We start from the raw sequence: 22,169 nt of genomic DNA, 5'->3' as shown, positions 1-22,169 counted from the left end.
CCGGATTGGCGAAGAATTGCACAAGCTTTTGGGGGGAGGCCGCCTCCCCGAAATCGAGGGGGAGGGAGCGATGTTGAAGCGATCGGCTCGCCAGCGCGAGATCGTCGCGATGCTGCGCGGCGGGATGACGCTGTCGGTGGCCGGCCTGGCACGGGAACTGGGCGTCTCCGACGAGACGATCCGCCGCGAACTGCGTGTGCTGGAGGATCAGGGCATCGTCGAGCGCGAACATGGCGGCGCGCATCTTGCGGCGCCCACGCTCGAAGGGCCGCTCAGCCAGCGGATGGAGGAAAATGCCGACGCAAAGCTGCGCATCGCGCGCGCTGCGGCCGAATTCGTCGCCGACGGCGACATCCTGTTCATCGATTCGGGAACGACTTCCTGCTACATCGCCCGACAGCTGGTGGAGCGCCATTCGCTTACCGTCATCACCAATTCCTTGCAGGTCGCGACCGATCTCGGCGGGATCAACGACAATCGCCTGTTCCTCGCTGCGGGCGAGATGGACTATGAGTATCGGGCTTTTTCGGACACCAGCGCGCAGCATTATGTGGCGGGTTTCACGCCGCACCTGGCGATCCTGTCGGTGGGTGCGATCAGCACCGATCGCGGCTTGATGGACTTTCATCCCGGCGAGGCGACGATGAGCCGGATCGCCTATGCCACGTCGCAGAAGATATTGCTCGGCGCCGATTCGTCGAAATTCGGCCGCTATGCCCTGATGCACACGGCGGAGCTGCGCGACGTCGACATTCTGGTGACCGAGCGCGAGCTGGACGATGCCTTTGCCCGTGCCTTTGCTCATGCCGAGGTTGTGATCGCTTGACCCGCCGCATTGGCTCGCGGAACCGGAAGCGCCGCGAGCAACGCCAGGGCGGCTCCGACCAGCGCGATCGCGGCATGCAGCAGCCAGAAGGACTGCACCGGCCATGTTTCGAAAAGCCTTCCGGCGAAACCCACCCACAGATTGGCGAAAAAGCCGTGCAGATAGAATATCCCTCCCCACAGGCCGGCCTTTCCCCCGGGGGCGAGCCCGGTGGCGAGACTGAGACCCGACGGCCACACCAGAACGATTGCGAGGTCGACCAGTAGCAGATAGGCGACCACCCATGCCGGGGAAAGCGTTGTTCCGCCGGTCCGTTCGGCCAGGACGAGCACGAAATAGCCTGCCGCGCAGGCCAGGCATCCAAGGCTTGTCTGGAGGAAGGGGCCGATGCCGAAGCCGCGCCGTAGCGCGAACCGGAGGGCGGCCTGTACGGCGAAGACCAGCAGGATGGTGAACAGGCCGTCGAGTGCGAGGACCCAGCCGACGGGCAGCGTCCAGCCGCCGAATTCGAGATCGACCCGGCGCTCGGCCCAGACCAGGAGGATGTTGCCGATCTGCCCATAGGCGGCGAAGCAGAGATAGACCGCCAACAGCGCGAGAAGGAGGCGAAGGAAGGCCAATGGTTCGGCCGCGCGCGAGGCCCGGGTGACTCCACCCTCGGCGCGCGGCCCCTGCCGAGGTGCGAGCCACCCCGCGCTTCCGCCCATCAGGACCATGTATATCGCCAAGCCGACGGCAATTCCGACGGCGGCAAGCGCGAGCGCATATTGCCAGCTCGCAGCCATCGCTACGACGCCCATCGCCAGGGGGCCGAAAACGACGCCCGCATTGAGGAAGATCAGATAATAGGAATAGGCGCGCCTGCGCTGCGCCTCCTCGGCGAAAAGCGCGCCGAACTGGGCGGACAGATTGCCTTTCAGCAGGCCGGCGCCGCTCGCGAACAGCAACAGGCCGGGCAGGAAGCCCCGCAGCGAAATCATCATGAGCAAGCCCGCGATCATGCTCGCCCCGCCGGTCAGCACCGCAGCGCGCCGTCCGATCAGCAGATCGCCGATCAGCCCGCCAACCGGGATCGACAGATAGACGAGCGCATTGGCGGCCCCGTAGATATAGGAGGCAAGCGCAACCGGTTCCTTGCCCGGTCCGCTGCTCCCGTCGAATCGGTCTTGCAGCCAAGCCGTCCCGGCTACGCCGGCCTCCGGCAGCAGTACATGGCCGATCAACAAAAGGGTCAGCATGGACTTCAGTCCCGCTAGGGCGAAACGCTCCCAGAATTCCGTCAGCGACAGGCCCGCAAATTGCACAGGGGTCGCCTGGCCCGGCGGCGATGGCGCTCGCTCCAGATGGTCGACCGATCGCATAATGCGCCCTCCGAGCTTTCGAGGAGGGGGCTATGCCGCGATCATCATAACAGCATGATGACGCTCGACGGCCTGAACGTAGGGCCGTGGCAAGGGTGAGCGGTTCAGGGAGCTGGAAAAAGCTGCGGACCGCGAACGCCTGTCAGCATTCCCCAGCAAATCTTCGGACGGCGGACGGTCAGCTTCCAGCCAAGCCTTCTCAACACGCTTGTCCTGCCACATCGGTAATATCTATTGCGTCTCAATCTCAATTAGACTAGGCGCCCGACATCGTCAAATTGCCTTGGGGGGCATCATGTTTCGTTCGTTTCGTTCTGTTTTCAAATTCGCATTGCTTGCGGCAAGCGCTCTTTCGCTTCCGGCATTCGCGCAGGACGCTGTCGGGGAGAAGAAAGACGATGACGGAAACGGGCGAAAGGACGAGGCCATCGTCGTCTATGGCAGCGGCATCGACCGCAATACCGCCGCCACCGGGCTCGACCTGACTCCGCGCGAGACGCCGCAGTCGATCACGATCATCACCCGCGAGCAGATCGACGATCAGGCGGCATCGACCGTCGCCGACGTGCTCGAATATACGACTGGGCTTTCGGTCAAGCGGGTCGATCGCGGTCGCAACCTCCTGTCGGCGCGCGGCTTCGACATCACCAATTTCCAGCTCGACGGCCTGCCCTTCGCGACGGGCAATGTCGGCCTCGAAGAAACCAGCACGGCGATCTACGACCGGATCGAGGTCATTCGCGGCGCGACGGGGTTGCTCCAGGGCGCGGGCGAGCCGTCGGCGTCGATCAACATGGTGCGCAAGCGCGCCGACGCGCGGGTGCTCACCGGCGAGGCGCGGCTCGAAGCGGGATCGTGGGACCATATCGCGGGCATGATCGACATCGGCGCGCCATTGACCGCCGATGGCTCGGTGCGCGCGCGCTTCGTTGCCGAGGCTTATTCGCAGGACGCCTTCGTCGATCTCGAAAGCAGCAACGGCTTCACCCTCTATGGTGTGATCGGCGCCGATCTGGGACCGGGCACCCGGCTCAGCGCGGGGGCGAGCTATCAGCGCGACGAGCGCGACGGCGTGATGTGGGCGCAGCTGCCCTATTGGTATGCCGACGGCTCGCGTCCCGGCTGGTCGCGATCGCGGACCACGGGCGCCGAGTGGAACGAGTGGGACACCACCGAAATGTCGGCCTTCGTCTCGCTCGAGCAGGATCTGGGGGGCAGCTGGCAATTGCGCGGCGACGTCTCCTATTTCGAACAGACCGAGGATTCGAAGCTGATCTGGCTGTGGGGCAATCCCGACCGCGAGACCGGACTCGGCATGGACGTCTGGCCCTATTGGTACCTGTCCAAGCCGAAGCAATGGAGCGCCAATCTTCAGGTCAAGGGCGATTACCAGCTCTTCGGCCGCAGCCACCAGCTGGTCTTCGGCGCGATGTACAGCCATCAGAAGGGCGGCTGGACCAATCGCGATCCCGATCCCGCGACGGTCGCCCCGGTCGGCGATTTCAACACCTGGGACGGCAGCTATCCCGAACCCGTCTGGGGCGAGCGCTATCGGATGAGCGGGTTCGGCACAACCGAGCAGACCGCGATCTATGGCGTGACGCGTTTCCAGATACTCGATCCGTTGAAGCTGATCGCCGGCGGGCGGCTGAGCCGTTGGACCCGCGACGAGGAGGAGGCGCTCTATACGCCCGAGGCCTATCGGATCGAGCACAAGAATATATTCACGCCCTATGCGGGCCTGATCCTCGACTTCACCGACTATCTCTCGGCCTATGCGAGCTACACGAGCATCTTCAACCCGCAGACCGCGCGCGATCGCGATGGACATTATCTCGACCCGCTCGAAGGCGACAATTACGAAGCGGGGTTGAAGGCCGACCTGATGAACGGACGGCTCCGCGCCTCGGCGGCGGTCTTCCGTATCGAGCAGAGCAATTTCGCCGTCCCCGACATCGATCCCGAAACGGGCGATCCCTATTATGTCCCCGGCACCACCGACATCGCGTCGCGCCCCGCGCAGGGCGTGGTGTCGAAGGGCTATGAACTCGAAATGCAGGGCGAGCCGCTTCGGGGCTGGGATATCAGCGTCGGGTGGAGCCATTTCAAGGCGAAGGATCCGGACGGCATCGACGTGCAGGCGCATCAGCCGCGGCGCGTGTTCCGCATGGCGACGAAATATGAATTCGGCGGCGCGCTGGGCGGCTTCAGCCTCGGCGGCTCGCTTCGCTGGGAAAGCCGCCCGCCGCAGACCGCCGAAAACCCCGCCACGGGCGAGATCGAACCCGTGGGGCAGAAGGCCTATGCGCTCGTGAACCTGATGGGCGCCTATGATCTGACCGACGCGCTGTCGCTTCAAGTCAACGTCAACAATATCTTCGACAAGAGCTACTACAACACCAACAGCTGGTTCGGCGGCTTCATCTATGGCGAACCGCGCAATGTGCGCATCACTCTGCGGTATGGATTTTGACGGCGCGGCAGCAAAGAGGCGGCGCAATAGCGATGGCGTCATGGGCAGGATACCCTGGCGGAGGGGCGGGGCGACCTGATGTTGCTGCGACAAGCCCTATCCGTCAGTGACGGGAATCACGCGTTGCTTTGACCCATTCTTCTGCCTCGCTGATGCCGAGTCCAGGTCAGTCGGGGGAATTCGGGCGGGCCGCGAGACGATCCTGCGTTCGATCGAAAAGCGAGCGCGCCTCAAGCGCGTCGTCGAGCCGGTCGAGCAGCGGGACCAGGTTTCCTGCCTCGGCATTCAACGCTCGCGCGCATTCATCCAGTGCTTCCCACACCGGTGCTAGCTTCGCGACCAGGCTTCGGCCGCGCGAGGTGAGTGCGATCGGACGTCGGCGCGCATCCTGCGCATAGCTGAGGCTCTCCACCAGAGCTTCGGTTTCGAGCGAACGGCGCGCCTGGCTGACCGACACGTGCGTTACCTGGAGCGTCGCTGCGATCTCGCCGACCGTCATGGGGCCGTTCAGCGCGATCTGGTTCAAGATGCCGAACCGCCGTTGTTCGAATTTGATGCCGCAGGCCGCGTAGACACGGGCGCTGTCGCGATCGAGGCGTTCGGACAGGCGGCGCAAGCGCGCGCCGAGTGCAGCGGCGCCGGCGAGGCGGCTGAAGTCGGGATGCGCGATCATGCCGACGAGGCGTCCGGATCGAGGAGCCGGCGCGTGATTGCCTTGATCGCGCCCTTGCTGGCCGCGGTGGCCGAGATATTGGTGAAGATAGCAATCCCGGTTGTCGAAGCCGGGTCGAGATAGGCGGCGGTAAACACGCCCGGATCGCCGCCCCAATGGTTGACGTGCCGTGCCCCGCCCTCGGCGGATTCCATCCAGTCAACACCTTGTCCCGAAAGCCAGGTGGGAAGCCCCGGCGGCGCGTGCATCGCGAGCATCTCGGCCATGGAACTCGCGTTCAGCATCCTCGCGGGTCCGACGGCACCGCCATTGGCCGCGGCGGCGACGAATGGCATGAACCCTGCGATCGATCCACGGAGCATTCCCGCCGGCCAGTCGGGGAATCCCATCGGCGCCGTCGGCCGGGCTCTGCCATCGCCCGGCTCGTAGGGGATGACCCGGCGTGCGAGGGGCACGTCGCCGAGGCGCCACGCAAGCCCCGTCATCGGCAGTCGCCTGAAGAGCCGCTCCTGCAAATATGCGCGGAAATCCAGGCCGGCGACGCGGCTGCCGAGATAGCCGAGCAGCGCATAGCCGACATTGGAATAGTCATAGCTGCAGCCGGGGGCGTGAGCCGAAAAACTGCCCTTCGCGCTATAGTACGCCCCGCCCGGAACGAGACAATCCCGCAGAAAATCCCCAAGAGCGAGTGGCGAGCCGCGTCCCGGCGTGCGAAAATCGACCTCATAATAGGTCGCGTCGGAGATGCTCGAGATGTGCATCTGCAGCTGTCGCACGGTGATCGGCACGTCGGGAGCGAAGGGGTTCGCCACTGCAAAGTCGAGATGGCGATTCACCGGCTCGTCGAGCGCGAGGCGGCCGTCCTCGACCAGCATCGTGATGCCGGTCGCGGTCACGGTCTTGGTCACCGACGCAAGATGAAATATCGAATCGACGGTGACGCGCTTCCGCCGGGCTACGTCGGCCAGCCCATAGCCTCTTGCGAAGCGGACATGTCCGTTCCGGGCCAAGCCGACGGCAAGGCACGGGATCGCAGCGGTGCGCATCTGGTCCTCAATAAAGCGATCGAGCCCTGCGAAATCCGATGTGCCCGCGCTCGCGCGCACCGGAAGGGTGAGGCCCGCTGCGGCAACCCCGCCGATGAACGATCTGCGGCTCGGTCGCCGGGGAGAGGTTGGTGGCGCGCGGGGCGGGATCGGTGCGCCGCCGACCGCCTATGAGTTTCGGAACGTGCGCGGGATAATCCCGTGCCGCGCCATCTTGTCGTACAGCGTCTTGCGCGGCAGCCCGAGTATCTGCATCGTGCGGGCGATATCGCCGCGGCATTGTGCGAGCGCGTCGCGAATGACCATTGCCTCGAACCGCTGCAATCGTTCGGAGAGCGTCATCTCGGTGATGGCCCCCGATGACCCGGCGTCGGCGGGTAGATCGAGTATGATGCTGTAAGCGAAATTCTTGAGCTCGCGGACATTGCCGGGCCAGTCGTGCTCGATGAGCCGGTGCCGCACGCGGTCGTCGATGCGGAAACCATCGACCCCCAGCTTTGCCGCTGCCTCGTCGAGGAAGTAGGCGAACGTCTGGGGAATGTCGGCGCGGCGTTCGCGTAGCGGCGGGATGCGCAGCTTGACGACGTGGAGCCGGTAGTAGAGGTCTTCGCGAAAACTTCCCCCGCGCACGGCAGCCATCAGATCGGTCTTGGTCGCCGCAATAATGCGTAGGTCGACGGGCTCGGGGGCTGATGCTCCGAGCGGCTGCACCTCGCGTTCTTCGACGACGCGCAGCAGTTTCGCCTGCACCGCGGGATGCATCGTGTCGATCTCGTCGAGGAAGAGGGTGCCGCGATGCGCAGCGCGGATGCGGCCCGGGCGACCCAGCTTGCCGCTCGCGGGATCGACCATGTCGGTCCCGAAAAGTTCGGCCTCGGCAAGCTGTTGCGGGAGCGCTGCGCAGTTCACTGCGACCAGCGCGCCGCCGCGGCGGCGGCTCTGGCGGTGGAGCATGTGGGCAACGAGTTCCTTGCCGGTTCCCGTCTCGCCTTCGACCAGAACGTCGATGTCGGCCTGCGCAAGCTGTGCGATCGTCTCGCGGAGGCGGACCATCGGCTGGCTGTCGCCGACAAGCGGGCTGTCGATCTCTTCGACGGCTGCCCGTAGCCGCCGGTTGTCGAGAACCAGCGCGCGGTGCGCGAGCCCGCGGCGCGCGCTGCCGACGAGGTGGTCCGCAGCGAAGGGTTTGGGCAGGAAATCGAAGGCGCCGTCCTTCAAGGCGCGAACCGCCATGTCGACATCGGCGTGACCCGTGATCAGGATGACGGGAATTTCAGGGTCGATTTCATGGATTGCGGCGCGCAGCTGCAATCCGTCCATCCCCGGCATGCGGATATCGGTGATCAGGATGCCGGTGAAATCGGGCGTGATGTGCGGCAAGACGGCGCTTGCTTCGGCGAACGTGTCGACGGCGAGCCCGGCGAGGTCGAAGGTCTGCCGGTTCGCCTCGCGCAGCTGCGCGTCGTCGTCGACGAACAGGACCGTCTGATTGCCGGTGAAGAAGGTCATGCAGTCCGAAGCTCCAGCCGGAAGCCCGCGCCACCAAACGGCGATGCGACGAGCGAAAGCTTGCCGCCGAAATCGGCCATGATCTGACTGGCGATCGCGAGCCCGAGTCCCAGCCCGTCGGCGCGTCCGGTGACGAAAGGGATGAAGAGCTGCGGCTTCAGCTCGTCGGGTACGCCGGGGCCGTTGTCGACGACGTCGATATGGAGCTGCGCCGTGCCGTGAGCGCGGATCGCGATGCGTGCATCGGCTTGTCCCTGCAACGCGTCGGCGGCGTTCTGCAACAGGTTGATCAGCACCTGTTCGAGCCGCACCCGGTCGGCACGGACCATCGCGTCGGGGCGTTCGATCGCGATATCGACCGCGATTCCCTGCGCGCGCAGCCGGTCGCCGACGAGCAGCATCGTGCCGTCGATCGCCGCCGCCACCGCGACGGGACCGAGCGGTGTCGGCTTGCGCCGCGCGAAGTTCCTGAGCTCGCCCGTGATCGCACCGACGCGCCCGGTCAGCTCGACGATCGTGTTCAGATTGGCGCGCGCCTTGCCCGCATCGCCGCGATCGAGATAGGCGAGGCTATTTTCCGCAAAGCCGCGGATCGCCGCCACGGGCTGATTGATTTCGTGCGCGACGCCGGCCGTGATCTGGCCGATCGAGCCGAGCCGGCTCGCCTGCGCGAGCTCCTCGCGCGCGGCGCGATAGCGGCGGTCGGTCTCGGCCTGCAACTCGGATGCCTGCTTGAGCTCGTCGTTGGCGGCGCGCAGATCCCGCGTTCGCGCGGCGACCTCGCTCTCGAGCGCCTGGTGCGCGGCGTGGCGCATCGCCTGCCGCTCGACGAGGCGCAGCAATGCCACGATCGCCGCACCGACAAGGATCAGCAGGATCAGGAAGATCACGCGCGCGGTCGCGTTGGCGGCATCGCGGTGCGACGCCATCGGCTGGAACTGGTGCAGCGTCGTGTCCGGCAGCGAGACGCGCTCGGTCGCCTCGCGGAACAGGCGCTCGCCGGCGGCCGTGCCGAGACGCAGGTCGCCATCGTCGCGGACCAGCGCGAGCGGGGCGAGCGAACGGTCGCCATAGCGCCGCGAGGCGCGCAGCCGTTCGCGCGCGGCGACCGAGATCGGCGCGAGCGAGCGGAACTGCCAAGCGGGATCGCTCGCCATGATCACGATGCCGCTGGCATCGGTGACGAGCGTAGTGCCGCTCGAATCGGCCCATTTCGCCTCGAGCCGGTCGAACTCGACCTTGACGACGATCACCCCGAGCGCCGCACCGTCGGGCGCGACCTTGCGAGCGAGATAGAGGCCGGGGCGGCCACTGACCGTGCCGAGCGCGAACAGTTCGGCTTCGCCGCGCGCCATCGCGCCGCGATAATAGGGACGGAAGCGGTAGTTCTGGCCGACGAAACTCGTCGGCTCGCGCCAGTTGCTCGCCGCGATCGTCGTGCCGTCCTTGTCGAGAACGTAAATGACCGCGGCGTCGGTGCGCTGCGCAAGCTGTTCGAGTTCTGCGTCGAGGCGGCGCGACGCGGCGGCGCTGCGTTCGGCGAGCGCGAGGCGGACGTCGGGGAATTCGGTGAGCACGCGCGGCAGCAGGCGGAATTTCTGCAACTCGCTTTCGAGCAGGCTGACATGCGCCCGCGCATTCTGGCGCGCATCGGCATCGGTTTCGGCACGCGCATTGCCCGCCGCCCAGCGATCGAGCGCGATCGCCGCAACAACAAGCAGCAACAATCCGGTCAGGCTCGCGAGCAGCAGGCGGCGCCGGTCGAGCCAGGGACGGGGCGGCGAATCGGCGTCGATCATATGTGCGGGTTATCGCACAAATTCTGGAATGACTATGCGAAATATCGCACACTTCTGGCTGTATTACAGCAGTCATGTTTAATAAATAAACATATTATCAATAGCTTGTTGAAAATGTCCGCTGCTTTTGACCTCAACGCGGCGCACGCCCTAATTTCCTCGAAAGGCCGGGCGAACGGTCCGGGCTGCGCCCGTGAGCGCGAACGACGACAGGGAGAGACGGGTGGCAGTCCCGATCGATTCGACAGCATTGCGGCAACCCGCGACGCCGCGCCCGTGGTGGACGCACCTTTATGTGCAGGTGCTGACCGCGATCGCCGCCGGCGTCCTGCTCGGTCATTTCTGGCCCGAAACCGGCGTGGCGTTGAAGCCGATCGGCGACGGCTTCATCAAGCTCGTCAAGATGATCATCGCGCCGGTGATCTTCCTCACCGTCTCGACCGGTATCGCCTCGGTCGGCGAGAGCAAGGCGCTCGGGCGGCTGACGCTCAAGACCTTCGCCTATTTCCTCTTCTTTTCGACCCTCGCGCTGATCGTCGGGCTGATCATCGCCAATGTTTTCCAGCCGGGCGCGGGGATGAACATCGATCCCGCGACGCTCAACGCCGGCGCGGTTGCCGACTATCAGGCGAAGGCGCACGAGGCGACGCTGACGGGATTCCTCATGGAAATCATCCCGACGACTTTCGTCTCGGCGCTGACCTCGGGTTCGATTCTTCAGGCGCTGTTCGTCGCTGTGCTCTTCGGCATCGCGCTCTCGCACACCGGCGCCGCCGGCGCGGCCGTGCTCGCGATGCTCGAGAAAGTGTCGGTGGTGTTCTTCCGCATCGTCGCGATGCTGATGCGCTTCGCTCCGATCGGCGCGTTCGGTGCGATGGCATTCACCATCGGCGAATATGGCGTCGAATCGCTCGCCAATCTCGGCAAGCTGATCGCGACCTTCTATCTGACCTCGCTCTTCTTCGTGCTCGTCGTGCTCGGCGCGATGGCGCGGGTCGCGGGCTTTTCGATCCTGCGGCTGATCGCTTATCTGAAGGCCGAACTGCTGCTCGTGCTCGGGACGTCCTCGTCGGAGGCGGCGCTGCCCAGCCTGATGGAAAAGCTCGAGCGCGCGGGCTGCGCCAAGCCCGTCGTCGGCCTGGTCGTGCCGACCGGCTACAGCTTCAACCTCGACGGCACCAACATCTATATGACACTCGCGGCGCTGTTCGTCGCACAGGCGACCGGCGTGCACCTCGGCCTCGGCGAGCAGGTCGCGCTGCTGCTCGTCGCGATGGTCAGCTCGAAGGGCGCGGCGGGCGTGACCGGCGCCGGTTTCATCACGCTCGCGGCGACGCTCACCGTCGTGCCGTCGGTGCCGGTCGCGGGGCTCGCGCTGATCCTCGGCATCGACCGCTTTATGAGCGAATGCCGCGCGCTCACCAATTTCATCGGCAATGCGCTCGCGGCGATTGTCGTCGCGAAATGGGAAAGGGCGCTCGACGAGGACGCGCTCGACCGCGCGCTCGGCGGGAAGCTTGCGCCGATCGCCGCGCTGCCGATCGAAGCCGATGCCGACTGAGACCGCCGGACCGGACGATGAAAAAGATATGGGGAGAGAGACGATGATTTCGACCAAAGCCCGTTGGGCACGCCGCACCAGTCATGCCGCGCTGATCCTGTCCGCCACGCTCGCGATGCCCGCGCAGGCGCAGGACGCGCCCGCCGATCCCGCCACGGCCGATCCCGCCGGCGACGGCGCGATCATCGTCACCGGCAGCCGCATCGCGCGCGAAACCTATGACACCGCCGCGCCGACCGTCAGCGTCACCGGCGAGGACCTGCTCGAATCGGGAGGAAGCGAACTCAGCGAGACGCTCGCCGACCTGCCGCAGCTTTCCTCGACCCTCAACGATTCGACGGTGACCGGCAACACCCAGAATTCGGGCCTGTCGTCGATCCAGCTTCGCAATCTCGGCGACAATCGCACCCTCGTTCTGATCGATGGACGGCGCACCGTATCCAACTCGGCGATCGGCAATCGCGTCAGCCTGTCGACCATCCCCAGCGATTTCATCGACCGGGTCGAAATCATCACCGGCGGCACTTCGTCGGTCTATGGCTCGGATGCGATCGCCGGGGTGGTGAACATCATCACCAAGAAGAACGAGCGGGGCCTGACCCTGCGCGCGCGCGCCGGCTTGACCGCCGAAGGCGACGGGCAGGAACTGACGCTCGGCGCGACTTACGGGACGCGCTTTGCGGGTGGCCGCGGTTATCTGCTCGTCAGCGGCACCTATGACCGCGACTGGGGCATTCGCGCGACCGACCGCGAATGGGCGACGCGCCCGATCGGCTATGAATATGATTTCGATACGGGGCAGAATCTGTTCGACACCTATTATGTCAACAACAGCGGCGGGCTGACCAGCGGGCGTCAGCCGGCCGACACCTTTCCGCCCAACATCTACAGCGATCTGAGCAGCTTCATCCCCGGCGGCGTCTTTTCGGGCAAAAGCTCGTCACGCGACCGTTTCTATCGCAATGGCGTGCTCGTGCCGCTCGGCCCCGACGTCCAGACCGGCGAGCCGATCGAGATCGGCGACACCGACAATGGCAACTCCGGCTATTTCCTCCCCAATCGTGACGGCTACAACCAGCGCACCGGGCGCTCGCTGATCCTCGCGCGCAAACGCTATCTTGGCGCGGCGAAGCTCGACTATGAATTTTCGGACACGCTCGAAGGCTTTGCGCAGGTTCAATATTCGCGGATCATCTCGGGCGAAACGCGCGAATCGATCGGCATCGGCTGGGATTCGACCTTCCCGATCACCGACCCGGTCACCGGGATCACGACCGAGCAGGAATATGGCAAGATTCCCTGTCTCCAGAACGGCCCGTGCAACCCCTTCGTCCCGCCCGAACTGAACCCCGACGAAGTGCCCTCGACCGGCGTCGGGATCGCGTGGGACCGCCGCTTCGACGAGGTCGGCGGGCAGATCACCGAGAACAAGCGCGAGACGATCCGCAGCTGGGTCGGGCTGCGCGGCAAGGTTTCGGACGGCTGGAACTGGGAAGCGAGTTTCGGCTACGGCCAGTACAAGCAGGACCAGTGGCGCCGCAACGAAATCTGGGGCGACCATCTGATCGAGGCACTCGATGCCGAGACCGGTCCCGACGGCGCGCCGCGCTGCGTCGACGCCGACGCACGCGCCGCCGGCTGCGTGCCGATCAACCTGTTCGGCGAGGGGGCGATCACCCCCGAGACGGCGGCGTGGATTCGCGCCGACCTGCACCAGGACCTGACGATCCGCCAATATACCGGGCAGGCCTTCGTCACCGGCGACCTGCTCGAACTGCCCGCCGGTCCGGTCGGCGCGGCGTTCGGGGTCGATTTCCGCAAGGACAGCCAGCAGCTTAACGGCGACCTCCTGTCGCAGATGGGCGGGACCACCGGCAATGCGGTGCCCAATTTCGGCGGCTCGATCACCGCCTATGAAGGCTATGGCGAAGTCAGCGTGCCGCTGCTCAAGGACGCGCCGGGCGCCTATCTGCTCAGCCTCGACGCGTCGGCGCGCGTCGCGCATTACGACATCGACAATGTCGGCACGGTGTTCAGCTGGCGCGGCGGCATCCAATATGCGCCGATCCCCGACATCCGGTTCCGCGCCCAATATGCTCGCGCCCAGCGCGCGCCCGATATCGCCGAACTCTATTCTCCGCCGCGTGGCAATTTCGAGGTGGCGGACGACGAATGCGACGGGGTGACGCCGACCAGCGAGGGCCGCATCCATGCCAATTGCCGGCTCGACCCGGGCATCCAGGCGCTCTTCGCGCGGCAGGCGGCCGAAGGGCTCGATCAGGAATATGAACAGGCGGGCTCGAACATCTTCAGCCCCAACGGCGGCAATCTCGACCTCAAGGAAGAAACGGCCGACACGCTGACCCTCGGCGCGGTGTTCGCGCCGCGCTTCGCGCGCGGCCTCAGCCTCGCGGTCGACTATTACAGCATCAAGATCCGCGATGCGATCGATGCCTATACGAACCGCGACATCCAGCTGCAATGCTATGACACCGACATTCCGCAGGCCGACAATCCCTTCTGCGCCGACATCACGCGCAACCCGATCAACGGGCAGATCGTCGAGCTGGTGCAGCGGCAGGCCAATCTCGCGCGCTTCGACACCTCGGGTATCGACGTGGCGCTCAACTATCGTTTCCGCCTCGATGACGCGCTCGGCATCCCCGGCCGCTTCGACCTGCGTTACGACGGTACCCACATCCTGAAGCAGGAGGTGAGCTTCGAAGGGGTCGACGGCACCGTCACCAACGATCTTCGCGGCGACCTGCGCGACGGCAGCTTCAAATATCGCGCGCAGGGCTCGCTGAGCTGGAAGCTCGACAATTTCCGCATCCGCTGGACCACGACCTATTATGGGAAGATCAACGACAGCAATGTCCTGCGCGACGAATATCGCGCGCTGCTCGCGACCAATCCCGATGCCGAGGTGCCCTATTATCTGAACATCGGCGACGTGTGGGAGCACGACCTGTTCCTGTCGTTCGATGTCGACGACGGCGGCAAGGAATTCCGTATCTACGGCGGGGTGAACAATCTGTTCAACTCGATCAGCCCCTTCCTGCCGACCGGCACCGACAGCGGGCGGCTGACCAATCAGAACGGCGTGTACGACATCGCCGGGCGCCGCTTCTACCTTGGCGCGACGGTGAAATTCTGATGGCGAGCGCTTCTTTTCGAGCTTTGCGGGCGGCCACTGTGCCCGCAAAGGCCATCGCGGGTGCGGCGTTGCTGGTCCTGGCGGGTTGCGCGCCCGGCCAGGAGGTCGCCGGCGCCGCCCCGCATGGCAATTCCGCGCTACAGGAAAAGCTCTTCGCGAAAGGGGTGAAGCGCTTCATCTTCTCCGATTGGGCCGGCCCCGCGCTGCCGGTATGGACCTATCGCGCGGCCGGCACTCCCGCAGATGCCCCGGTGCTTTTCATTTTCCACGGTGCCTTGCGCGATGCCGACAATTATGTCGATCAATGGCTCGATCTTGCGCGAAGATACAAGATCGTGCTCATCGTTCCCGAGTTTTCCAAGGCATCCTTCCCCGGCGCCCGAAGCTACAGCCATGGCTGGTTCACCGAAAAGGACGGCATGCCGCGGCCGCCCGAAAAATGGTCCTTCGCGGTCGTCGAGCCGATCTTCGCAGAGGTGAGGGCGCGCGAAGCCCTGAATGCGCAGCGCTATTCGCTCTACGGCCATTCGGGCGGCGCGCAGTTCGTGCATCGCTTCATCCTTGCGGGCGGCGGTCCCCACATGGCGCGCGCGGTGTCGGCCAATGCCGGCTCCTATGCGATGACCGATCCCGCGGTGAAGTGGCCGTTCGGGCTCGCTGGTCTTCCCGAAGGGCTGTGGCATCCGAAGTCGGTATTTGCGCTCCCGGTAACGGTATTGCTCGGCACCGAGGATATCGACCCCCATCACCACAGCCTGCCGCGCCAGCCCGAAGCGATGGCGCAGGGGCCATATCGTCTCGCGCGCGGCCAGACCTTTTACGCCCGCGCACGTGCGGTTGCGAAATCTGAAGGCGTGCCGTTCGCTTGGACCTGCGGGCTCGTGCGAGGCGTGGGCCATGACAATGGAGGCATGGCGCCTGTCGCGGTGCGCGTTCTGTTCGGCAAGACGGCGCTCGCTCCCGGGGCCGATTGCGCTCCCGTGGAGGAGGCAAGGTGACAGGGGCCTATCGAGCGCGGCCGAAACGAGGGCTCCTCGTCAGCCAACAGCTTGAATCGGAAAATCTTGAGCAAGACAACACCCCCGCTCACATAGCGTGCGCGGGGCGAAGGGAGCGGGGATGGACAGGGGCCGCCAGCCTTGCGCCGGGATCAGTAACTCAAAAGCGCTTGCGGAGGGAAAGCTGCACCGACCGACCCAGCGGGTCGACATCATAGCGACGATAGCCGGCCGGAACCGTCCCGTCGGCAAGAGCGACCTTGCGATAAGTGCCCAAGAGGTTGCGGATGTCGAACGAGATTTGCAGGTTCGACAGCCAGGCCGGCGAATTTCCCTTGGGCAAGAGCTTTTCCGGTTCGGCATGGAGGCGAAGGTTCGCTGTCAGCACGCCGCGGTAGTGATAATCGCCCCGTCCCCCGGGAAGGTCGGGATTGCGGAGGCGGAAGGGGCTTTGCCACGAGCCGTCGAGCGTAATCCCCAGCCCCGGCTTGCTGGCGACGAACTGAAAGCCGAGCGTGTGCCGCGATTGCGCCACGTCGCCGTCGATGCGGTCGAGCGGCGGAAGGCCGGGCCGTGTCACCAGCTCGCTCCGAAGCAACAGGCCATGGGTGACGGCAAGCGTCGCCTGCCAGCGGGACCCGTTAGCCTTGGCGGTCGCGTGCTCGGATCGATTGTGCGCGGCAATGGCGAGGATCAGGCTGCTGTCCAGGCGCTCGTCGATGTCGTGCGCGATGGCAATCGGACGCGCGTCGACCGACAGCAGGCGCCCCGCAGCATCGCGCCGGACACGCTCGGGAAAGGCGTCCTCGACCGCGGGCGTCAGCGTCGGGAAGGCTGCCACGCCGCCGCTCGCCTCCTGCCGGCGATATTCGGAGGTAAGCGTCAAAGGCGCGGGGCCGAAAGGGCGGAGGGCGGCGCGAAGGCTGTAGCTTCGCTGCGTCCCGCGGCCGAGGTCCGGATTGCCCCCGGTGATCCATAAAGCGTCGACCGTTTCCTGTCGCCGGATGTCGTAGATGTGCCGGATTTCCTCGACATAGGCGCCCCCGATCTGATCGGGCGTAGGAACGAGATCGGCGAACCCGGTCGCCGCGCGCAGCTCGAGCGCTGCGACAGGGCTCCAGTTGACGCTCGCCTCATATCGTTTTTGGAGCGAACCCGAAGCCGATCCGAGGCCCGCCGCCAGGTCGAGCGACAAATCGCCGACAGTCCCGCCGCTCGCCGGCGATAGAGGTAGCGTCAGCGACAGTTGCGCATCGGTCTGCCGCCGCCGGAACTCGGCCGCCGGTAAGGGGCGGCCGGTGCGTTGGCTGGCCGACCAGTTGCGCGTCGTCCCGATCGTCAGGTTCGCGGTCGCGGCGCCCGCGGGTAGCGTCAGGATCGTGCGATTCAGGTTGAACTGTGCCGACAGGTTTTCGCTTCGCGACCGGGTCGTCTCGATCGCAATGGTCGACGCCGGCGCGATCCGCTCGATCGATGCGTCGGACCATGAACGGTCATAGCGAAGGATGAGGCTGCCGTTCCAGCCATCCAGATTTCCCGCGACCATCGTCGAGAGGCCGATATTGCTCGTATCGCGATCGCCGCGGAGTGCCCGAGCCGCCGTGTCCTCCGCGGGGCCGAGACCCAGCAATTGCCGTTGCCCGCGTTTTGCTGCGTCGATGGCGACGGTTCCGACGAATTGCCCCAGCGGCCTCGCGACGGTCAGGTTCAGCGAAGCGGCGTCGGCCGAGGGCATCAGGGTGCGCGCACGTGACGCCGGGTCCCTCCTTCCGTCGCGCTCGCTCTGAAGCAACGGCTCGTCGCGTGAGGCCTGGAGCTGGGCGTTCCAGCGCGTGTCTCCGTCGATGACAAAGCGGCCGATCGACGCCCTTGTGCTCGCCCGGCCCCCTGCCGTTGCCATGCCGGCCCCCGCTTCGGATTGCCATGCGGAGAAATGGCGTTTGAGCACGACGTTGACGACGCGTCGGTCGGACGCGTAGCCGTAGCGCGCGGCAGCTTCGAGGCGCAGGATTGCGAGCCGGGCCAGCGCTTCGGGCGGGAAGCCGTTGACGCTGCCGACACCGTCGATGCGCTTGCCGTTGACGAGCACGATCGGCTGTTCGCCGGGGCGCCCGGTCAACGGCGTGATGCGCGCGATCAGGTCGCCGATCGTGCTCGCGCCATAAGCGGCGATATCCGCTTCGGTGAGCTCGGCTTCGGGTTCGACCAGCGCCTCGCCGACCGGCGCGGTAACGACGATATCATCGGATTTGGGTTCGGCGGCGGACTGCAACGGCGTCGCCGCGTGGAGCGGCGGCGCGGTCAACGACAGGAGCGCCGCCAGAGCGGCGTGTGTCGCTCCGCTCGCATACCGTTTCCGGCAACCGCAATATTTCGTTCGACCGGCTGTCATCCGTTCCTTTCGGACTGACGCTGGCAGCCTTGCCCGCTGGCAAATGAAGACCGGAAGGCCGATGCCTTCCGGTCTTCATCGTTCCGGCCGCCGGGACGGGCGAGGGGGAGGGAGGGGCCTTCCCGCGATTGCCCGGCCCTTCGACGCGACCGGCCGGTGCCTGACGGCTTCCGGCGGTCAGGGGTAGGTGTAGGAGGCCGTGGGGCTGGTCGACACATTGCCCTGGATGCTGCACGGCGAACCGCCCGCGGGGCTCGACGGGATCGTGTTGGCATGGGTGAACTGCAGCACGCCGCCGACGAGTTTCGCTTTCAGATTGCCCGCGCAATTGCCCGTGACGCCGGTCACCTGGACATTGTGGATGACGATGTCGGTCGAACTCGTGGTGCTGACGTCATAGGGAAGGCCGGTAAAGGAAACCGCGCCGCAGAGCCCGCCACTGAGCGCGATGCTGGTGATTTCGGTGCCGCTCGGCGTGCCCGAACTCGAGATCGTGCCGTCCGAATTGGTGGTGGCAGTCAGAGTGCAGTTGAGGGTGATGCCCTTCTTCACCTGCACCGGGCTCGGTCCGCCCGAACCGCTTCCCGACGGCGAATAGGTGCCCGCCAGCGCAGCGGCCGGCAGAAGGGCCAGCGAAGCCAGGACGCTGATCGAAACTTTCGCAAAATGTTTCATAACTATCCTCTCCTCATATGCTTTGGTCGGGAAGTTTTTGGTCTTCCCGAAAGCTTAGACGCGGCGGGCGCGCGGCCGGGGGGATTGACGCCGCCCTTCCCGAACAAAAAATGGGGCGCGCCCGAAGACGCGCCCAGGACGGAGTGGCCTCCGGGAGGTCAGAAACTTTTGGTGACGTTGAAACCGACGATGCGCGGGTCGAGCGTGAAGATATTGGCGCTCAGGCCCGTGTCGTCGCTGTTGGTGAAGCTGTTGGTGATCGGCGTGTCGTCGAAGAGATTCTTGACGTAAAGCTGCACCGCGAACTGCGATGCGGGCCGTTCGAGCGTTACCGACAGATTGGCATTGTCCCATGCCCGCAGCCGATCATATTCGGTGTTGTACACGCGCGCCCAGCTCTTGCCCTGGCGATAATAATCGCCGCGGAAGGTCAGATTCCATTCGTCGATGAAGAAAGTGTATTGCGCCCCGAGATTGAAGGTGAAGCGCGGCGCGTTGGGAAGCTCGTTGCCGCCCAGATCGGCGTAGAAGCCGCGCCCGCCATTGGGCGCGTCGGTCAGCGGATCGTAGGTGAAGCCGAGGAACTGGTCCCAGCGAAGGTTGGTTTCCACATTGGGGTTGAAGCTGCCGTAGCGGGTCGATCCTGCGCACAGCGCCGATAGCATGAAGTCGCCGAGCCCATAGAATCCGCCTGCGGCAAAGGGCGAGGTCAGGATCGCCTCGACCTTGTCCTTGGGCGCGATGCAATTGGAGGGCACGCCGAGCTGCGGACGCAGCACCACCCAATCCTCATTCCCCTGGGTACGGTTCATCACGTCGATCGACTGTTCGCCCTTGCCGATCCGCGTGCGCAGATAGCCGAGATTCGTGTCGATGCGGAAATTGCGCGACGGCCGCCACGCCGCCTCGAACTCGAGCCCCCAGGTTGTGGCGTCGAAATTCTCGTTGAGCGAAATGCGATCGACGATCTGCGAGACCTGATAATCCTTGTAGAGATTGAGGAAGGCCGTCGCGTTGAGCATGAGCTTGCCGCCCGCGAGGCTGTTCTTCATCCCGATCTCGAACGCGTTCACATATTCGGGCTCGAAGGTCTCGGCGAGCGGCTGATACTGGATCACCTTGGGGTCGATATCGACGCGTGGCGGATTGGAACCACCGCCCTTATAGCCGCGCGAATAGGAGGCATAGACAAGCGTGTCGTCGCTGAAGCTGGTCTGCGGCCTCCAGTCGATGACCAGGCGGCCGGTGAAGGCGTTCCATTCCTGCTTGATGGGCGGCAGCGCGGGATAGCCGCGGCTGACGCGGCCGCCGCTCGACGGCCCGCTTTCGGTGCCGAAGTTGGCAGCGCCGAGCAAGAGCTGGCTCGGCACCGGAACCGACGTCTTCTTGTCGTTGGTGAAGCGCGCGCCGGCGGTGATCTTTACGTCGTCGGTCACGTTCCAATAGGCTTCGCCGAACAGCGCCCACGAGCGCGTCTGCACGACATTCTTGCTGCGGAAATAATTATGTCCCTCGCCGTTGATCGCATCGATCGGGTTGGGATCGACATAGACGCATTCGCGAAACTCGTTGCCCGCATCGCAATTGCGCGTGCTCGCGCCGACCTCGCCCGGGATATCCTCGCGGTTGTAGAAATATTCGGCGAGGAGGCTGAACATGTTGCTGAACACATAATAATCGTCCTGCGACTTGAAGTTCAGCGCATTGCCGCCAATGCTGAAGTTGAACGGTCCGGCGAAATCCGATTGCAGGCGAAGTTCCTGCGTCCATTGGCTGTTGCGTGACTGACTGATATCGACCGCGATCATCCGGTCCGACGGCCCGAGCTGGGGATCGGTATAGATGCCGCCCGGCGTGGGGCCGGGCACCGTCGCGCCGAGGACCAAAGTCGAATCGTTGAAGATGGGGGCCGAGAGAAAACGGTTATAGTCCTGCGACGAATAATAATGGTCGCTCGAATAGGCGGTCTGCGAAATCAGCCGCAAATCGCCCACCCCGGCCTCGAGATTGAGCTGGAAGACGTCGTTGTTCGCCCGGAATTTGGGATCGTAGCTCGTCGAAATCTCGCGCAGGTTTCGCGACTGGACGACGTCGGCATAAGCGTCGCGGCCGGGGTCGATCGCGCCGAGCGAAGCAAAGCTGCCGTCGGGAAGCTGGACGAAGCCGAGCCCGATATTGGCCGCGACATTGACGAAGGCGAAGCTCGCTGCATTTGGCGCGCCGAACGCGGCGTCGTCGTAAAGCGACCCCGGCAGGCAGCCTTGGCTGAGCTTGGCGCGCAGATAGGGATCGACCGCGGCGCTTCCGACCATGTCGGGTCCGGGGTCGCGCGTGCAGAGCTGCTTTCCGGTACGCGACCGCCGGTCGTTTTCCTCGAAATGCTGCCAGACGAAATTGGCTTTCAGGTCGTCGTTCGGTTCCCACTGCGCGGACAGCCGCGTCGACCACAAATCGCGGTCGTTGACGTGCCGATTGGTGAAACTGTTATAGTCGAAGCCCTCGCGCTTCGTCATTGCGCCCGCGCCGCGGATCGCGAAATTGTCCGCAAGCGGAACGTTCACCATCCCGTTGAGGCGCTGGGTGCCATAGCTGCCGACCTCGGCCTTGAGCGTTGCCTCGGCCTCATATTTCGGCATCGCGGTGATGATATTGACGACGCCGCCGGTCGCGTTGCGGCCATAGAGCGTACCCTGCGGCCCGCGCAGCACCTCGACGCGTTCGAGGTCGAAGAATTCCTGTTCGAACAACCGATTGCGGATCAGCGGCGTGTTGTTGAAGCTGACCGCGACGGCCGGGTCGCTCGACGCCGAAATCGCTTTCGTTCCGATACCGCGGATCGTGAAATCATAGCCGCTGAAATTGCTCTTCGAAAAATTGACGTTGGGGACCACGCGAACGAGCTCGGCGCCGCCTTCGACCTTCCGGTCGTCGAGCGCGTGCTGCGAATAGGCGCTGATCGCGATCGGGACGTCGATGATCTTTTCTTCGCGCTTCTGCGCCGTGACGATGATCTCGCTGTCGGCGGCGGCGTCAGCGGGAGCGGCGGGCGGATTTGCGTTTCCCACCGGCTGCACGACGAAGATGTTGCCCTCGCGCCGATAGCCAAGGCCGGTACCCTTGAGCAGGACGCGAAGCGCGGTTTCGGGATCGGCGCGTTCGCTGAGCCCGCCGCTTCGCTTGCCGTTCACGACCATCGTATCGGCAAGAATCGTCATGCCGCTCTGCAGGCCGAAGTCGCGAAGCGCGCGGCTCAGCGGCTGCGGCGGAATTTGATAGTTGATGCTGCTGTCTTTCGCCTGCGCCACGCCGGCCGACAGCGACAGGCATCCGATCGCGACGCCGCTCAGAAAAAATTTGCGCAAACCACATGCCCGAACCCGCATGCTCGCTCTCCCCTCTTCTGTCCCGCAGGTCTTCCTGCTTCTCGACGGCGGCCCGTCCCCCGTCATGCAATAGGACGCGCATCGCGTTGTTTCGGGGGGATGAGTGACGAATATTTTCAACGATGTTAATGTAAATATGGCAAAGCGGCAGGAAAAATTCTTCTCCGGGCGGGAATCTCTCCCCCCTTTTTGTCTGCAAGCGCGTCTCTTCTGATGAGCCGGCGCTTGAGACGTGGGGCAATGGGCAGGGTGTTGGGCGAGATGGAGCTTTACGGGACGCGTGACAGGCGATGCTTGGCCTCGAGGGACCATATCT

The 22,169-nt window shown here is 64.9% G+C and carries 13 protein-coding genes; 5 read left to right on the top strand and 8 right to left on the bottom strand.

What is annotated here, in order from left to right; genetic code table 11:
• Positions 1–70 precede the first annotated feature (70 nt).
• Positions 71–826 (top strand): DeoR/GlpR family DNA-binding transcription regulator, encoded by a 756-nt coding sequence (locus CHB69_RS05650; RefSeq protein ID WP_089215009.1) that lies wholly within the window; start codon positions 71–73, stop codon positions 824–826.
• Here the strand turns inward: CHB69_RS05650 and CHB69_RS05645 are convergent.
• Complete coding sequence (locus CHB69_RS05645) at positions 802–2,187, bottom strand: POT-type proton-dependent oligopeptide transporter (protein ID WP_089215008.1); 1,386 nt, start codon at positions 2,185–2,187, stop codon at positions 802–804. The two genes, CHB69_RS05650 and CHB69_RS05645, sit on opposite strands and share 25 nt — an antisense overlap.
• A gap of 295 nt (positions 2,188–2,482) precedes the next feature.
• Between CHB69_RS05645 and CHB69_RS05640 the strand changes: the two genes are divergently transcribed.
• Positions 2,483–4,660 (top strand): TonB-dependent siderophore receptor, encoded by a 2,178-nt coding sequence (locus tag CHB69_RS05640; RefSeq protein ID WP_089215007.1) that lies wholly within the window; start codon positions 2,483–2,485, stop codon positions 4,658–4,660.
• A 166-nt stretch (positions 4,661–4,826) separates the two neighbouring features.
• On the opposite strand, the gene CHB69_RS05635 is transcribed toward CHB69_RS05640, so the two are convergent.
• The 4 genes from CHB69_RS05635 to CHB69_RS05620 form a co-directional block, all read right to left on the bottom strand.
• Positions 4,827–5,333, bottom strand: coding sequence for a MarR family winged helix-turn-helix transcriptional regulator (locus CHB69_RS05635; protein ID WP_089215006.1), 507 nt, complete (start codon positions 5,331–5,333; stop codon positions 4,827–4,829).
• Positions 5,330–6,439: a serine hydrolase domain-containing protein gene (locus CHB69_RS05630; RefSeq protein WP_281252648.1), complete on the bottom strand. Its 1,110-nt coding sequence runs from the start codon at positions 6,437–6,439 to the stop codon at positions 5,330–5,332. Before CHB69_RS05630 ends, CHB69_RS05635 begins: the two co-directional genes overlap by 4 nt.
• A 108-nt stretch (positions 6,440–6,547) precedes the next feature.
• Positions 6,548–7,888: a sigma-54-dependent transcriptional regulator gene (locus CHB69_RS05625; protein ID WP_089215004.1), complete on the bottom strand. Its 1,341-nt coding sequence runs from the start codon at positions 7,886–7,888 to the stop codon at positions 6,548–6,550.
• Positions 7,885–9,687 (bottom strand): sensor histidine kinase, encoded by a 1,803-nt coding sequence (locus CHB69_RS05620; protein ID WP_089215003.1) that lies wholly within the window; start codon positions 9,685–9,687, stop codon positions 7,885–7,887. Before CHB69_RS05620 ends, CHB69_RS05625 begins: the two co-directional genes overlap by 4 nt.
• 223 nt (positions 9,688–9,910) lie before the next feature.
• Here CHB69_RS05620 and CHB69_RS05615 point away from each other — a divergent pair, with 223 nt between their 5' ends.
• Genes CHB69_RS05615 through CHB69_RS05605 form a run of 3 tightly spaced genes read left to right on the top strand, consistent with a single transcriptional unit; the run spans position 9,911 to position 15,403 of the window.
• On the top strand, positions 9,911–11,248 hold the full coding sequence (locus CHB69_RS05615) for a dicarboxylate/amino acid:cation symporter (RefSeq protein WP_089215002.1): 1,338 nt from the start codon (positions 9,911–9,913) through the stop codon (positions 11,246–11,248).
• Between the two features lie 43 nt (positions 11,249–11,291).
• Positions 11,292–14,405 (top strand): TonB-dependent receptor plug domain-containing protein, encoded by a 3,114-nt coding sequence (locus CHB69_RS05610; RefSeq protein ID WP_170935449.1) that lies wholly within the window; start codon positions 11,292–11,294, stop codon positions 14,403–14,405.
• Between the two features lie 38 nt (positions 14,406–14,443).
• Positions 14,444–15,403 carry an alpha/beta fold hydrolase gene (locus CHB69_RS05605; RefSeq protein WP_089215000.1) on the top strand — a complete coding sequence of 320 codons (960 nt, stop codon included), beginning with the start codon at positions 14,444–14,446 and terminating at the stop codon, positions 15,401–15,403.
• Between the two features lie 160 nt (positions 15,404–15,563).
• Here the strand turns inward: CHB69_RS05605 and CHB69_RS05600 are convergent, their stop codons facing one another.
• The 3 genes from CHB69_RS05600 to CHB69_RS05590 form a co-directional block, all read right to left on the bottom strand.
• Entirely contained in the window at positions 15,564–17,795 is a 2,232-nt protein-coding gene (locus CHB69_RS05600) for a porin family protein (RefSeq protein ID WP_141133921.1), read from the bottom strand.
• 177 nt (positions 17,796–17,972) lie between these two features.
• Entirely contained in the window at positions 17,973–18,470 is a 498-nt protein-coding gene (locus CHB69_RS05595) for a hypothetical protein (RefSeq protein ID WP_089214998.1), read from the bottom strand.
• A 158-nt stretch (positions 18,471–18,628) separates the two neighbouring features.
• Positions 18,629–21,832, bottom strand: coding sequence for a TonB-dependent receptor (locus CHB69_RS05590; protein WP_245836556.1), 3,204 nt, complete (start codon positions 21,830–21,832; stop codon positions 18,629–18,631).
• Positions 21,833–22,169 lie beyond the last annotated feature (337 nt).

The sequence above is a fragment of the Sphingopyxis indica genome, assembly GCF_900188185.1.
Classification (GTDB): Bacteria; Pseudomonadota; Alphaproteobacteria; order Sphingomonadales; family Sphingomonadaceae; genus Sphingopyxis; species Sphingopyxis indica.
The sequence above is the reverse complement of the archived record's forward strand: the minus strand, read 5'-3'. Positions and strand labels throughout refer to the sequence as shown.